The sequence below is a fragment of the Pseudomonas sp. B5(2017) genome (assembly GCF_002112825.1).
GTDB lineage: Bacteria > Pseudomonadota > Gammaproteobacteria > Pseudomonadales > Pseudomonadaceae > Aquipseudomonas > Aquipseudomonas putida_Z.
Genome location: NZ_NEIR01000012.1, coordinates 69,511 through 84,769 on the forward strand (window position 1 = coordinate 69,511; position 15,259 = coordinate 84,769).

Consider the following 15,259-nt stretch of genomic DNA (forward strand, 5'->3'; position numbering starts at 1 on the left):
AAATTGGGGGCGATTGTAGATAGGTCGCCAACCCTTGACTATGACTTATTGAGCAACAGTCCTTTACAGAATCTGCAACAATACTGCTCAAAAATTCAACTTCGCGACAGTTTGTCGCACCCCGCTTGATAGGCCCCAAAGCCGCATTCTGCAAGGCCTCCGGGTTGATCTGGATCAAGCGGTGAGCGAATTTTCCCTCTTCTCATGCGGCGTAAAAGACCCCATGCCATTCGGGACTTTTGTCTAAGCCTGGCGTCGGTTGCGGTAGATCCCGAGCGGAACCAGGACGGCCGTCAGGACGAACGCCACCAGCGCCCATTGCGCCAGCGACAGACCGAGGATCGGCGGGTACGGCGTGCTGCAGAAGCCGTCGACCTGGAACACCAGCGGCCAGAGCTTGGCCAGCGGCAGGTCGTCCACGATCGGCTGCAGGGTGTCGATACCGCAACTGACCATGGGGTTGGCGAGTATATACACATGGTTGCCGGCCGCAACGATTCCGCCAATGGCGCTGAGTACCACCAGTGCCTCGAAGAAGGTCAGGCTGCGGCGCCCGGGCATCGCCGCGGCGATGAAGGCGAACACGGCGATGAACAACAGTGCATAACGTTGCAGGATGCACAGCGGGCATGGTGCCTCGCCCAGGACTATCTGCATGTAGAGGGCGCCACCGATCAGCGAAAGGCAGATCAGGCCCAACAGTACCAGAAAGCGCCGTTCCCGATTCAGGCGCGATGTTTGTTCGTTCATTGCCGGTTCCTTCGATGGATAGTGGCAGCGTGATCCGCCTGCCTGGCGCAAGTCTACACGCTGGGCAGGGCCTTTGAGCGTGCCGAGGAAGCGGCGTGATAGCGCTGCGCAGGGCTATCCGGTGTGGCTGAGACCGGCCGCAACGACGTCGGTTCAACGCCGGGCAGCAAAAAAGCGGCTACCCGGGTGCCGCGCAGGGGCAAGCCCCTCGACACCCGGGAGTGAAGGATACCGTGATTAAAGGAGGATTAAAGATGAAAGCTGCACAGCCGCTTTCATCTCTCCTTTATATATAGGCAGGAAGGTGAGGTGCGGCCCAGCCGCTGGCAAGCCAGCCCCCAGGCGACGAATGCGATCGACCGTTTCGTTCTCGATTACCCACGGGCGGGAGCAATGCTGCAAGGGAGCTGGCTTGCCAGCGGCTGGGATGAATACTCTGTGAGCCTGTACCGGCCTCTTCGCGGGTAAACCCGCTCCCACAGGGATCGCGCAGGCTTTGAAATCTGCGCGATCCCTGTGGGGGCTGGTTTGTTGAAAACCACAAAATTTCCCACAGGCCCCCACAAGGTTTGAAACCTGTGCGGTCCCTGTGGGAGCGGGTTTACCCGCGAAGAGGCCAGTGCAGGCGCTACATCACTCCAGCGCAGCCGCCGGCCCGAAGAACTCGTAGCGGCTCTGCTGCTCTGGCACACCCAGGCCCTTCAGCTGGCGCTTGACCGCCGCCATGAAGCCCTTGGGCCCGAGGAAGTAGGCATCCACGTCTCGCTCTTGCGGCAGCCACTCGGCCAGCAGGTCCTCGCTCAGCAGGCCCACGGCATCAGCCGCAGCACCATCCTGCGGTTCTGCATAGCAGTAGAAGCGCTTGAGCTGCGGGTGACGCTCGGCCAGCTCGTCGATCCAGTCGCGGAAGGCATGCACGGCGCCGTTACGGGCGCAGTGAATGAAATGCACCTCACGCTGGGTTTGCAGTGCCGCCTGCAGCATTGGCAGGGTCGGGGTAATACCCACGCCACCGCTGATCAGCACCAGCGGCTTGTCGCCCGCTGCCAGGGTGAAATCGCCAGCCGGCGGGAACAGCTGCAGGGTATCGCCCACCGCCAGCACATCGTGCAGGTAGTTGGAAACCTTGCCACCCGCCTCGCGCTTGACGCTGATGCGGTATTCCTTGCCGTCGCACAGTGCCGACAGGGAGTAGTTGCGGCGCTGCTCGGCGCCGTCGATGTCCAGCTTCAGGCCGATGTACTGGCCAGGCTCGGCCTTGAGCACCGGCTTGCCATCCACCGGGGCAAAGTAGAACGAAACGATTTCGCTGCTTTCCTGCTCACGGCGTACCAGGCGGAATTCGCGGGTACCGCGCCAGCCGCCTTCGGCTTCTTCCTTCTGTTTATAGAGGTTCTCTTCCGCGCCGATCAGGATGTCGGCCAGCTGGCCATAGGCCGCGCCCCAGGCGTCGATCACGGCGGGGGTGGCGATTTCCTTGCCCAGCACTTCTTCGATGGCGCGCAGCAGGCAGCTGCCGACGATCGGGTAGTGCTCCGGCAGAATCTGCAGGGCAACGTGCTTGTTGATGATCTGGCCGACCAGGCCGCCAAGCTGCTCCAGCTGGTCGATGTGGCGGGCATACATCAGCACGCCGTTGGCCAGGGCTCGCGGTTGGTCACCGCTGGCCTGGTGGGCCTGGTTGAACAGCGGGCGCACTTGCGGGTACTCGCTGAGCATCATCTTGTAGAAGTGGGTGGTCAGCGCTTCGCCGCCGCTTTCCAGCAGGGGGACAGTGGCCTTGATGATTGCACGTTGTTCGGCATTGAGCATTGCAACAACTCCTGAGCCTGTGGCTTCAAATGACTGCCCGAGCTGTTACATCAATCATGCCAACTTTTATCTCCAGCAAAATCAGGGGGTTGACGCAGGTCATGTCAAAACGACCCACCTCGACGTATAGTCATATCGACCCACAGGAGTCCATATGACCACGAAGCCCTTGCTCACCACCCTGCTGCCCCTGGTCAGCGACCTTTCCCGCGACCTGCCCGACCAGGAACGCTATCGCCGCCTGCTGCAGGCCATGCGTGGGTTGCTGCCCTGCGATGCCGCCGCGCTGCTGCGCCTGGACGGCGAGTGGCTGGTGCCGCTGGCAGTGGACGGGCTGAGCCCCGATACCCTGGGCCGGCGCTTCCGGGTCAGTGAGCACCCTCGCTTCCAGATCCTGCTCAGCAGCGCGGAACCCACCCGCTTCGCCAGCGACTCCGAGCTGCCCGACCCTTACGACGGCCTGGTCAACGCCCCCGATGCCAACCTGGAGGTACATGACTGCATGGGTTGCCCGTTGATGGTCGACGAGCGCCCTTGGGGGCTGGTTACCCTCGATGCCCTCACCCCCGGGCAGTTCCAGAGCCTGGAGCTGGGCGCCCTGCAGGCCTTCGCCAGCCTGGCCGCCGCCACGGTCACCGTGGCCGAGCGCATCGAGCACCTGGCCCTGCGCGCGGAAGACGAACACCACCGCGCGGAGATCTACCGCCAGGCCAGCGGCCAGGACAAAGAGCTGATTGGCCAGAGCCCCGCGCACAAGCGCCTGGTGGAGGAAATCCGCCTGGTCGGTGGCAGCGACCTGACCGTGCTGATCACCGGTGAGACCGGCGTCGGCAAGGAGTTGGTGGCCCAGGCCCTGCACCAGGCCAGCAACCGCGCCGACAAACCGCTGGTCAGCCTCAACTGTGCCGCCCTGCCCGACACCCTGGTGGAAAGCGAACTGTTCGGTCATGTGCGTGGCGCCTTCACCGGCGCCCATGGCGAGCGTCGCGGCAAATTCGAGCTCGCCAATGGCGGCACACTGTTCCTCGACGAAGTCGGTGAGCTGCCACTGACGGTGCAAGCCAAGCTGTTGCGCGTGCTGCAGAGCGGCCAGTTGCAGCGCCTGGGTTCGGACCGCGAACACCGGGTGGATGTGCGCCTGATCGCAGCCACCAACCGCGACCTGGCAGCAGAAGTGCGCACTGGCAACTTCCGCGCCGACTTCTACCACCGCCTCAGCGTATACCCGCTGCATGTGCCGCCGCTGCGCGAACGTGGGCGTGATGTGCTGCTACTGGCCGGCTACTTCCTCGAACAGAACCGTTCGCGCCTGGGCCTGAACAGCCTGCGCCTTAGCAGCGAGGCCCAGGCCGCGCTGCTGGCCTACGACTGGCCAGGCAACGTGCGTGAACTGGAACACCTGATCGGCCGCTCGGCGCTCAAGGCGCTGGGCCAACATTCCGACAGGCCACGCATACTCACCCTGGAAGCCATCGACCTGGACCTGCGCGCAACGGCAACGCCCGGCACCGCGCCCTCCCCTGCTGTGCCCTTGCCGGCGGCGCCGCTACCCGAGGGGGGCCTGCGCGCAGCCGTCGACGACTACCAGCGCCAGGTGATCGAGGCCTGCTTGCAGCGGCACGAAGAAAACTGGGCAGCGGCTGCCCGGGAACTCGGCCTGGACCGCGCTAACCTTAGCCGCCTGGCCCGTAGGCTCGGGCTGCGCTGATTGAAACCAGCGCGGTACATGTGGGAGCGGCTTTAGCCGCGAAGAATCCAACGCGGTGCATGGCACCGGCTGCGCCGGTGTTCGCGGCTAAAGCCGCTCCCACAGGGTCCAGAGCATTCCTTGGCTCGGTGCAAAATGACTAAAGCCAAGTCCGAACAGGCCGATAACCGGTTATCCCCTGTTCCCCACGAAGGTCACCATGGCCACGCAAAATGCCCGCGCGGATTCGCTGTCCCTGCTGCTGTTCACCCTGCGCAGCGGCAAGTTGATGGCAATCAACCTGCTCAAGGTCAGCGAGATAATTCCCTGCCCGCCGCTGACCAAGCTGCCCGAATCGCACCCCCACGTGAAAGGCGTGGCGACCCTGCGCGGCAATCCGCTGTCGGTCATCGACCTGTCCCGCGCCATCGGCGAACGGCCGCTGGCCGACCCGGACGGCGGCTGCCTGATCGTCACCGAGATCAGCCGCTCGCGCCAGGGTCTGCATGTGCAGGCGGTCAGCCGCATCGTGCATTGCCTGAGCACCGACATCAAACCACCACCCTACGGCTCGGGCAGCCGCTCGTTCATCACCGGCGTGACCCGGGTCGACAACACCCTGGTGCAGGTGCTGGACATCGAAAAAGTCATCCACGCCATCGCCCCGCCGGTGCCCGAGCAGCCTCATGGCACCTTGAGCGAGGAAGACGCCAGCCTGCTGGCCGCCGCCAACATCCTGGTGGTGGACGACAGCCAGGTGGCCCTGCAGCAGTCGGTGCACACCCTGCGCAACCTCGGCATCGAATGCCACACCGCGCGCAGCGCCAAGGACGCCATCAACGTGCTGCTTGAACTGCAAGGCACCGCGCAGGAAATCAACGTGATCGTCTCCGACATCGAAATGAGCGAAATGGACGGCTACGCCTTCACTCGCACCCTGCGCGAAACCCCCGATTTCCAGCACCTGTACATATTGCTGCACACCTCGCTGGACAGCGCCATGAGCAGCGAAAAGGCGACCCAGGCCGGGGCCAATGCCATCCTCACCAAGTTCTCTTCGCCGGAGCTGACCGATTGTCTGGTGGTGGCGGCGCGCGCCGTGGTGTTCGCCGAGCGCTGATATATTCGGAGACAAACTCCCCGGCTTGCCGCCGGGGTCGAGTCGGGCATAATTCGCGCCCCTCGCAAGTAACTTGCCGGAATCGCGTATGAAGTTTCTCAGCTCTATCCTGATCAGTTGCGCTCTCTTCAGCGGTATCGCCCAGGCCTCCAGCAGCCAGGCCTGGAACGAGCAGCGCCAGCAGATGCTCAAGGCCTGCCTGGCCGCCAGCCAGTTCAAGGATGCCCACGCCCGCAGCAAGCCCGCCGAGTTCGATGACCAGGTCGGCATGAGCGCCCTGCTGATCGAAGGCGTCTACCCCCAGAAGCACATGCAGCAGCGCACCGGCACCGAACTTTGCCTGTACGACCGCCAGCACCAGCGCGCCTTCGTCAGCGAGTGGAGCCCGGAAGCCAAGTGACCGACAGCCTGCGTTTCGCCTGTACCGGCTGCGGCAAGTGCTGTACCGGCCACCACGTGCCCTTGACCCTGGAGGAAGCGCGCCGCTGGGCGGACGACGGTGGCCAGGTGGTGGTGCTGATCGAAGCCTTCGTGGCAGACGGCCCTGGCATGCCGGTAGAACAGCGTGATCATGTGCTGCGTCGGTCCCATCCCGTGCCCTGTGGCGACGGCGAGGCACGAGTATCGGTGACCTTTGCCGCCTTCAACCCCGGGCGCTGCCGCAACCTCGACGACAACGACCTGTGCACCATCTATGACCAGCGGCCGCTGGTCTGTCGCATCTACCCGGTGGAAATCAACCCGCATATCCCGCTGCGACCAGGCAGCAAGGACTGCCCGCCGGAAGCCTGGCAACAGGGGCCGGAGCTGATTCACGGCAGGCAACTGGTCGATGCCGGGCTGGAGGAGCTGGTGCAGGCCTCGCGCCAGGCCGACCGCGATGACATCGCCGCCAAGGTGGCGGTGTGCCAGGCGCTGGGCATGACCACCAGCGCGCTCAAGGGCAACGGGTTTACTGCCTACTTGCCTGACATGGGCGCGTTCAGCGCGGCCCTGGCCCAGGTACCGGAGGTTGGCCGGGCACAGTGGACCCTGCATGTGGAGGACGCGGCGCTGGTGGCGAGCTTGCAGGAACATGGTTTGCGCACCACCAACGAGCCCCCGGTGTATTACGCCTTCATCAGCTTCTAGCTATGCCTTGGCGGGGGCAACTGTCCTGTTCCAGATCTATGAACCGGCGCCATCCCTGTGGGAGCGGCTTTAGCCGCGAACACCGGCGGAGCCGGTGCCATGTACCGCGCTGGATTCTTCGCGGGTGAACCCGCTCCCACAGGGTACGCGGATCACCCGGCTGATCAGTTCTCTGCACGACAGCGCAGCGCAAAAAGGCGAGCGATCTCCTGCGGTGCAGGCAAAACTGACAGCGCTGTCAGCCAGCGGTCACGCTGCCGACCCGGTTCGGGGGCTATAAGCTTGAATACAGACAACCATTCCCCTCTGGCCAAGGTGCCCGCACCGATGCGACGTCCGTCCCGCCCTGTCATCCTCGCCGCCCTGGCACTCCTGGTCCTGGCGGTAGCGGGTATCTGGTTCGGCCAGCGCCAGCCAGCACCTGCCGCCCGTGCACAAACCGCCATCCCGGTGCGCGTGGTCAGTGTCGTCCAGCAGAACGTGCCGCGCTATGCCAGCGCCATCGGCTCGGTGCTGTCGCTGCACAGCGTCGAGGTGCGCCCGCAAGTGGAGGGGGTACTGACCCAGGTGCTGGTCAAGGAAGGCCAGTGGGTGAAGGAAGGCGACCTGCTGGCCACCCTCGACGACCGCGCCATCCGCGCCAACCTCGACCAGGCCCGTGCCGAACTTGGCCAGAGCCAGGCACAGATCCAGGTAGCCAACGTCGACCTGCAGCGCTACCGCCTGCTGAGTACCGACAACGGCGTTTCGAAGCAGACCCTCGACCAGCAGCAGGCCCTGGTCAACCGGCTGCAAGCCACGGTCAAGGGCAACCAGGCGGCCATCGCCAATGCCGAGGTGCAGCTGTCGTACACGCAGATCCGCTCGCCAGTGACCGGCCGGGTAGGTATTCGCAACGTCGACCCCGGCAACCTGGTGCGCACCAGCGATACCCGCAGCCTGTTCAGCGTCACCCAGATCGACCCGATCGCCGTCGAATTCGCCCTGGCGCAGCAAATGCTGCCGACCCTGCAAAGCCTGCTGAAGGCGCCCACCCCGGCGCTGGTGCAGGCCTACATGGATGCCGACGGCGAACGCAGCCTGCTCGGCGAAGGCCACCTGGCACTGATCGACAACCAGATCTCCGCCACCACCGGCACCGTGCGGGTAAAAGCCGAGTTCGACAACAAGGACGGCCGCCTGTGGCCGGGCCAGCTGGTCACCATCCGCCTGCGCACCGCCGTGGAAGAAAACGCCCTGGTGGTACCGCCGCCTGTGGTACAGCGCGGCGTCGACGGGCACTTTGTCTACCGCCTGGACGGTGACAAGGTCACCAGTGTGCCGGTCAAGGTGCTGTACCAGGACAGCGGGCTGAACATCATTGCCGGGGTCAAGCCGGGCGAGCGCCTGGTGCTCGATGGCCAGTCGCGGCTCAAGCCCGGTTCGCGGGTCGAGGTGGCCCCCGACGCCCCCGCCCCCTCGGAAATGGCCGACCGCCGGAGCCAGCCATGAACACGCGCAACGGTGTTTCGGCCTGGTGCATCGACCACCCCATCGCCACCCTGCTGCTGACCTTCGCCCTGGTGCTGCTGGGGGCCATCGCCTTCCCGCGCCTGCCGGTGGCACCACTGCCGGAAGCCGACTTCCCGACCATCCAGGTCACCGCCCAGCTGCCCGGCGCCAGCCCGGAAACCATGGCCTCGTCGGTGGCCACGCCGCTGGAAGTGCAGTTCAGCGCCATCCCCGGCATGACCCAGATGACCAGCAGCAGCGCACTGGGCTCGACCAACCTGATCCTGCAATTCACGCTCGACAAGAACATCGACACCGCCGCCCAGGAAGTGCAGGCGGCCATCAACACCGCCACCGCGCGCTTGCCGCAAGACCTGCCCAACCCGCCGACCTGGCGCAAGGTCAACCCGGCCGACAGCCCGGTGCTGGTGCTGACGGTCAGCTCCAGCCAGATGCCTGGCAACGACCTCAGCGACTACGCCGAAACCCTGCTCGCGCGCCAGCTGAGCCAAATCGACGGGGTCGGCCTGATCAACATCACCGGGCAACTGCGCCCGGCGATCCGCGTGCAGGCGCAACCCGAGAAACTGGCCGCCATCGGCCTGACCCTGGCCGACCTGCGCCAGGCCATCCAGCAGACCAGCCTGAACCTGGCCAAGGGTGCGCTGTACGGCGAACACAGCGTGTCGACCATCGCCGCCAACGACCAGTTGTTCCACCCCGACGACTACGCCCAGCTGATCGTCTCCTACCGTGACGGTGCACCGGTGCACCTGAAGGATGTGGCCAAGGTGATCAATGGCGCCGAGAACGCCTATGTCAAAGCCTGGTCTGGCGACCAGCCCGGGCTGAACCTGGTGATTTTCCGCCAGCCTGGCGCCAACATCGTCGATACCGTGGACCGGGTACTGGCTGCCCTGCCCAAGCTGCAGGAGATGCTGCCAGCCTCGGTCGAAGTGTCGGTGCTGCAGGACCGCACCCAGACCATCCGTGCCTCGCTGCATGAAGTGGAGCTGACCCTGATGATCGCCGTGGCCCTGGTGATCGGGGTGATGGCGCTGTTCCTGCGCCAGTGGTCGGCGACCATGGTGGTGTCCAGCGTGCTCGGCGTATCGCTGATCGCCAGTTGCGCGCTGATGTACATCTTCGGCTTCAGCCTGAACAACCTGACCCTGGTGGCCATCGTCATCTCGGTGGGCTTCGTGGTCGACGATGCCATCGTCGTGGTGGAGAACATCCACCGCCACCTGGAGGCCGGCGACGACAGCCGCACGGCAGCGCTCAAGGGCGCCGGGGAAATCGGCTTCACCGTGGTGTCGATCAGTTTCTCGCTGATCGCCGCGTTCATCCCGCTGCTGTTCATGGGCGGCGTGGTCGGCCGGCTGTTCAAGGAGTTCGCCCTTACCGCCACCGCCACCATCCTGATTTCGGTGGTGGTTTCGCTGACCCTGGCGCCAACCCTGTGCGCACTGTTCATGCGCCGCCCGCCCGGAGAGCACAAGGGCGGCTTCGGCGATCGGCTGGTCAGGTGGTACGAAAAGGGCCTGGACCGCGCCCTCGCCCACCAGCGCCTGACCCTCGGCATGTTCGGCCTGACCCTGGCCCTGGCGGTGGCCGGTTACGTGGGTATCCCAAAGGGCTTTTTCCCGCTGCAGGATACCGGTTTCATCCTCGGCACCAGCGAGGCGGCGGCGGATGTGTCGTACCCGTCGATGATCGAGAAGCACCAGGCGCTGGCCAAAATCATCGAGGCCGACCCGGCGGTGCGCGCGTTCTCCCACTCGGTGGGCGTCACCGGCAGCAACCAGACCATCGCCAACGGCCGCTTCTGGATCGCCCTCAAGCCGCGTGGCGAACGCGATGTATCGGCCAGCGAACTGATCGACCGGCTGCGGCCCAAGCTGGCCCAGGTACCAGGCATCGTCCTGTACATGCGTGCCGGCCAGGACATCAACCTGAGCTCCGGCCCGTCGCGCACCCAGTACCAGTACGTGCTCAAGAGCAACGACGGCATGGCACTGAACCTGTGGACCCAACGCCTGACCGAGCGCCTGCGGGAAAACCCGGCGTTCCGCGACCTGTCCAACGACCTGCAACTGGGCGCCAGCGTCACCCGCATCGATATCGACCGCCAGGCCGCGGCACGTTTCGGCCTGACCACCACCGACGTCGACCAGGCGTTGTACGACGCCTTCGGCCAGCGGCAGATCAGTGAATTCCAGACCGAGACCAACCAGTACAAGGTGATCCTCGAACTGGATGCCCGCCAGCGCGGCAAGGCCGAAAGCCTCAACTACTTCTACCTGCGCTCGCCGCTGACCAACGAGATGGTGCCGCTGTCGGCGGTGGCCCATGTGGCGCCGCCCAGCACCGGGCCGCTGTCGATCAGCCACGATGGCCTGTTCCCGGCAGCCAACCTGTCCTTCAACCTGGCCCCGGGCGTGGCCCTGGGCGATGCGGTGACCATCCTCGAGCGCACCCAGCGCGAGCTGGGCATGCCCGACTCCATCAGCGGCGCCTTCCAGGGCGCGGCCCAGGCCTTCCAGAGCTCGCTGTCGAGCCAGCCGTGGCTGATCCTGGCTGCGCTGGTGGCGGTGTACATCATCCTCGGCGTGCTGTACGAAAGCTTCGTCCACCCGCTGACGATCATCTCCACCCTGCCCTCGGCCGGCCTCGGCGCACTGATCCTGCTGTGGGGCATGGGCCAGGACTTCAGCATCATGGGGCTGATCGGTGTGGTGCTGCTGATCGGTATCGTCAAGAAAAACGGCATCCTGCTGATCGACTTCGCCCTCGAAGCCCAACGCCGCCAGGGCCTGACCCCGGAGCAGGCGATCCACCAGGCCTGCCTGACGCGCTTCCGGCCGATCATCATGACCACCCTGGCCGCCTTGCTCGGCGCGGTGCCGCTGATGTTCGGCTTCGGCACCGGCTCCGAACTGCGCCAGCCACTGGGCATCGCCGTGGTTGGTGGCCTGCTGGTGAGCCAGGCGCTGACGCTGTTTACTACCCCGGTCATATACTTGGCCCTGGAGCGCCTGTTCCACCGCCGCCAGGCCGCCCGTGCGGCGGCGCCCAGTGCCAGTTAGGAAAAGACCATGCGTGTGCTGATCATCGAAGACGAAGAAAAAACCGCCGACTACCTGCATCGCGGCCTCAGCGAGCAGGGGTTTACCGTCGACCTGGCGCGGGACGGCATCGATGGCCTGCACCTGGCCCTGGAAGGCGACTACGCGGTGATCGTGCTGGACGTGATGCTGCCTGGCCTGGACGGGTATGGCGTGCTGCGCGCCCTGCGCGCGCGAAAGCAGACACCGGTCATCATGCTGACCGCCCGTGAACGGGTCGAAGACCGTATCCATGGCCTGCGCGAGGGTGCCGACGACTATCTGGGCAAGCCGTTTTCCTTCCTCGAACTGGTCGCCCGCCTGCAAGCCCTGACCCGCCGTAGCAGCAACCATGAACCGCTGCAGGTGCAGGTGGGTGACCTGTGGATCGACCTGATGGCGCGCAAGGCCACGCGCGCCGGCCAACGCCTGGAGCTGACGGCCAAGGAGTTCTCGCTGCTCAGCGTGCTGGCCCGCCGACAAGGTGAAATCCTGTCGAAGACGGCGATTGCCGAACTGGTCTGGGACATCAATTTCGACAGCGACGCCAACGTCGTCGAAGTGGCGATCAAGCGCCTGCGCGCCAAGCTCGACGGGCCTTTCGACAACAAGTTGCTGCACACCATCCGAGGCATGGGCTATGTCCTGGAAAACCGTGCGGGGTAATTCCATCGCACTGCGCCTGTCGGCGCTGTTCATCCTGGTGGCGCTGGGCGTGTTTTTGCTGATCGGCTCGGCGCTGTACCGCCAGGTCGACCGCAGCCTCGACCTGCTGCCGCAGGCCGAGCTGGATGCGCGCTTCAGCGTGCTCGAGTCCACCCTCAACCGCTTCGGCACACCGGAGCACTGGGTCAAGATCAACAACAAGCTCAACCTGCTCAGTGAAGAGGACAAGCGCATTCGCTTCTGGGTGGTCAGCAGCAACCCGGCCTACGAATACGGCCACCCCAGCGAGCTGGTCCGCGCATTCGCCGAAGGCGCGCAGGGCATGCGCGACCTGCGCCTGCCCGACCGGCCCTACCCTTACAAGGTGCTGGTCAGCGAACTGCCGGCCCTGGGCGAGCGGCCGCCGCTGCGCTTTCTGATCGGCATCGACACCGAAACATTCTGGCAGGCGCAGCACAGCCTGCTGGTGGCGATTGTCGGGCTGGCGGTGCTCGGCGTGCTGCTGGCCTCGCTGCTGGGCTACTGGGTGGCGCGTATCGGCCTGCGCCCGCTGCTGGCATTGTCCGTTGAGGCCCAGGCCCTGGCCCCTCCGCGCCTGGACGGGCGCCTGCAGACCCACGCCCTGGCCCCGGAACTGGCGCAGTTCGCCGGCGCCTTCAATGCGGCGCTCGACCGAGTAAGCCAGGCCTACTCACGGCTGGAGGCGTTCAATGCCGACGTCGCCCACGAACTGCGCTCGCCGCTGACCAACCTGATCGGCCAGACCCAGGTGGCGCTGACCCGCGGGCGCAGCGCCGAGCATTACTTCGAAGTGCTGCAATCGAACCTTGAGGAACTGGAGCGCCTGCGCAGCATCATCAACGACATGCTGTTCCTGGCCAGTGCCGACCAGGGCAGCAAGGCCACGGCCCTGACCCAGGCCTCGCTGGCCGAGGAAGTGGCGACCACCCTCGATTACCTGGACTACATTCTCGAAGACGCGCAGGTCAGCGTGAGCGTGAGCGGCGATGCCCGGGCGCCCATCGAAAAGGCCCAGCTGCGCCGGGCGCTGATCAACCTGCTGAACAACGCCGTGCAGCACACCGCACCGCACCAGGTGATCAAGGTGCAGATCGATGCCGGGCCGCAGCAGGTCAGCATCGCCGTGAGCAACCCGGGGCCGGCGATCGACGATGAGCACCTGCCGTTGCTGTTCGAACGCTTCTACCGGGTGGATGCGGCACGTAGCAACAGTGGTGGGGGTAACCATGGGTTGGGGTTGGCGATCGTCAAGGCGATTGCGCTTATGCATGGTGGGGAGGTGTTCGTGCGTAGTGCCGCTGGGTTCAATACATTCGGCATCCAATTGCCAGTTCTGAGGCCTGTGCGGTCTCTGTAGGAGCGGCCTTGTGTCGCGAAAGGGCTGCGTAGCAGCCCCCGGCAATTGTTGCTGTGGCACAAAACCTGGGGCCGCTTCGCGCCCCATCGCGACACAAGGCCGCTCCTACAAAGGGCCGTGGAAGTGCTCTAGGCTGGGGGTTTGCGCCGAAAGTCCAATTGCTTTTCCTGCGATAGTTACCTTTTACGCAACAGTGCTTATCGCGCTTCGCTCTGTTTCAAGTGCATTGAAAGGACTAACTTTACCCCCGTCCTCATTAGCACTTGCACCGCAAGAAGGTAGTTTCAAATGTCCAACAGTATGGGTATTGCCAGCGTCTTCGTCCTGTCTTCCCTGTTGTTGTCGCCCCTGGCCATGGCCGAAGAATCCCAGGCTTTCGTCACCCGTAATGCTGAGTTCGCCGCGGTCCACCAAGAGGCCCGCGAAGCCGTAGCCGCACAGCAGGCCGACGCCGCCAAAGACGCAAACCAGACAGCTTCCAAGGTTTCTGTCGATGCCAATGCCGACAGCTGATCAAGCGCTGTCGCTGCTCCCGTTTTCCCTTGGCTACGCCATGGGCACCACCGGTGCCGATATGTTAGCCTTTTAAAGCCGCTGCCGATCAGCGGCTTTTTTTATGTGCTTCAACTATCAGCCAAGCTGTAACGTCCACCTATAAAAAAGACGCACATTCGAAAATAAAAACTGCCCCACCGCCAGACCCAAGGAGCTAGTACCGGTGCCTTCCGCGTTTCGTTTTACCCCGTTGTTCATTGCGTTGACTGCAACGATCCCTTTCGCCGCCCAGGCAGATGAAGACAAGGCTGATGGCTTCATCGAAGGCTCGTCCCTCAACCTGCATTTCCGTAATGCCTACTTCAACCGCGACAACCACAACGCCGGCGTGCGCGACACCCGCGAGTGGGGCCAGGGCGCGGTTGCACGCTTCGAGTCGGGCTACACCCCAGGTGTGGTCGGCTTTGGCCTGGACGCCCACGCCATGCTGGGCCTGAAACTCGACGGTGGCGGCGGCCATGCTGGCACCAGCATCCTGCCGACCCACCAAAAGAACGAAGACGAACTGGGTGCTGCCCCTCACTCGTTCTCCACCGCCGGTGCCGCAGTCAAGCTCAAGGCGTTCGACACCGAGCTGAAAGCCGGTGACCTGTTCCTCACCAACCCGGTGATCGCCGGCGGCGAAACCCGCATGCTGCCGCAGACCTTCCGTGGTGTGAGCCTGACCAACACCAGCATCGACGGCCTGCTGCTCGAAGGCGGCCAGGTGAGCTTCACCAAGCCGTACAACCAGAGTGGCCACCGCCGCATCGACACCTACTACGGTTCGCTGGGCGAGCACGACAAGAGCAAGCACCTGAACTGGGCCGGCGCGTCGTGGAGCGGTACCCCGAACATCACCGCCAACCTGTATGCGGCCGAGCTGAAGGACATCTGGAACCAGTACTACGCCGATTTCGACTACACCTACGTGGTCAACGACCTGGTCAGCCTGAACCCGGGCGTGCACTTCTATCACACCCAGGACACCGGCCAGGCCCTGCTGGGCAAGATCGACAACAACACCTATAGCGTGCATTTCACCGTCAACGCCGGGTTCCACAGCGTCACCGCCGCCTACCAGCGGGTCAATGGCAACACGCCGTTCGACTACATCAACCTGGGCGACAGCATCTACCTGGACAACTCGCGCATGTACTCGGACTTCAACGCACCGAACGAGCGCTCGTGGAAGCTGCAGTACAACTATGACTTCGCTGGTGTGGGCATCCCTGGCCTGACCACGGTGCTGTCGTATTCGCGCGGTGAAGCCGACCTGACCAAGGCCGTCCAGGACACCACCCACTACGACTACTACCGTGCCGATGGCAAGAACGCCATGCACTGGGAGCGCGACCTGGACGTGAAGTATGTGTTCCAGGAGGGTGACCTGAAGGACCTGTCGGTGCTGGTGCGCTACGCCACCCACCGTGGCAGCCAGGGTTATGCGTCGATCGACAGCAACAGCGACAACGATGAACTGCGGGTGATCGTGGATTACCCGTTGAACGTGTTCTGATCCTGGTTTAAAGGAAGCACACATAACCCCTGTGGGAGCGGGTTCACCCGCGAACACCGGCGAA

General features: G+C 64.4%; 12 protein-coding genes. 10 read left to right on the forward strand and 2 right to left on the reverse strand.

Translation table 11 applies throughout. The annotated features are described in order from the left end of the window. Window positions 1-243: 243 nt before the first annotated feature. Window positions 244-750, reverse strand: a complete 507-nt coding sequence (locus CAG00_RS18685; protein WP_025337743.1) for a disulfide bond formation protein B — start codon at window positions 748-750, stop codon at window positions 244-246. Between the two features lie 633 nt (window positions 751-1,383). Continuing rightward, window positions 1,384-2,562 (reverse strand): NO-inducible flavohemoprotein, encoded by a 1,179-nt coding sequence (gene hmpA / locus CAG00_RS18690; RefSeq protein ID WP_085665024.1) that lies wholly within the window; start codon window positions 2,560-2,562, stop codon window positions 1,384-1,386. Window positions 2,563-2,716: 154 nt separating this feature from the next. Between hmpA and norR the strand changes: the two genes are divergently transcribed. The 10 genes from norR (at window position 2,717) to CAG00_RS18745 (ending at window position 15,195) form a co-directional block, all read left to right on the forward strand. Continuing rightward, window positions 2,717-4,270: a nitric oxide reductase transcriptional regulator NorR gene (norR, locus tag CAG00_RS18695; RefSeq protein WP_085665025.1), complete on the forward strand. Its 1,554-nt coding sequence runs from the start codon at window positions 2,717-2,719 to the stop codon at window positions 4,268-4,270. Between the two features lie 199 nt (window positions 4,271-4,469). Further along, a complete protein-coding gene (locus CAG00_RS18700) occupies window positions 4,470-5,369 on the forward strand; it encodes a chemotaxis protein (protein ID WP_075043807.1) in 900 nt (299 codons plus the stop codon). A gap of 88 nt (window positions 5,370-5,457) precedes the next feature. Then, window positions 5,458-5,769 (forward strand): hypothetical protein, encoded by a 312-nt coding sequence (locus CAG00_RS18705; protein ID WP_025337739.1) that lies wholly within the window; start codon window positions 5,458-5,460, stop codon window positions 5,767-5,769. Next, window positions 5,766-6,500, forward strand: coding sequence for a YkgJ family cysteine cluster protein (locus tag CAG00_RS18710; RefSeq protein WP_085665026.1), 735 nt, complete (start codon window positions 5,766-5,768; stop codon window positions 6,498-6,500). Before CAG00_RS18705 ends, CAG00_RS18710 begins: the two co-directional genes overlap by 4 nt. Before the next feature lie 327 nt (window positions 6,501-6,827). Next, a complete protein-coding gene (locus tag CAG00_RS18720) occupies window positions 6,828-7,991 on the forward strand; it encodes an efflux RND transporter periplasmic adaptor subunit (protein ID WP_085665028.1) in 1,164 nt (387 codons plus the stop codon). Further along, window positions 7,988-11,080 carry a multidrug efflux RND transporter permease subunit gene (locus CAG00_RS18725; protein ID WP_085665029.1) on the forward strand — a complete coding sequence of 1,031 codons (3,093 nt, stop codon included), beginning with the start codon at window positions 7,988-7,990 and terminating at the stop codon, window positions 11,078-11,080. The genes CAG00_RS18720 and CAG00_RS18725 overlap by 4 nt, the downstream gene beginning before the upstream one ends. A 9-nt stretch (window positions 11,081-11,089) precedes the next feature. Then, window positions 11,090-11,764 carry a heavy metal response regulator transcription factor gene (locus CAG00_RS18730; protein ID WP_025337735.1) on the forward strand — a complete coding sequence of 225 codons (675 nt, stop codon included), beginning with the start codon at window positions 11,090-11,092 and terminating at the stop codon, window positions 11,762-11,764. Continuing rightward, window positions 11,739-13,142, forward strand: coding sequence for a heavy metal sensor histidine kinase (locus CAG00_RS18735; protein ID WP_085665030.1), 1,404 nt, complete (start codon window positions 11,739-11,741; stop codon window positions 13,140-13,142). The genes CAG00_RS18730 and CAG00_RS18735 overlap by 26 nt, the downstream gene beginning before the upstream one ends. Window positions 13,143-13,430: 288 nt before the next feature. Continuing rightward, window positions 13,431-13,655, forward strand: coding sequence for a hypothetical protein (locus tag CAG00_RS18740; protein WP_085665031.1), 225 nt, complete (start codon window positions 13,431-13,433; stop codon window positions 13,653-13,655). 205 nt (window positions 13,656-13,860) lie between these two features. After that, window positions 13,861-15,195 (forward strand): OprD family porin, encoded by a 1,335-nt coding sequence (locus CAG00_RS18745; RefSeq protein ID WP_085665032.1) that lies wholly within the window; start codon window positions 13,861-13,863, stop codon window positions 15,193-15,195. Window positions 15,196-15,259: the final 64 nt, after the last annotated feature.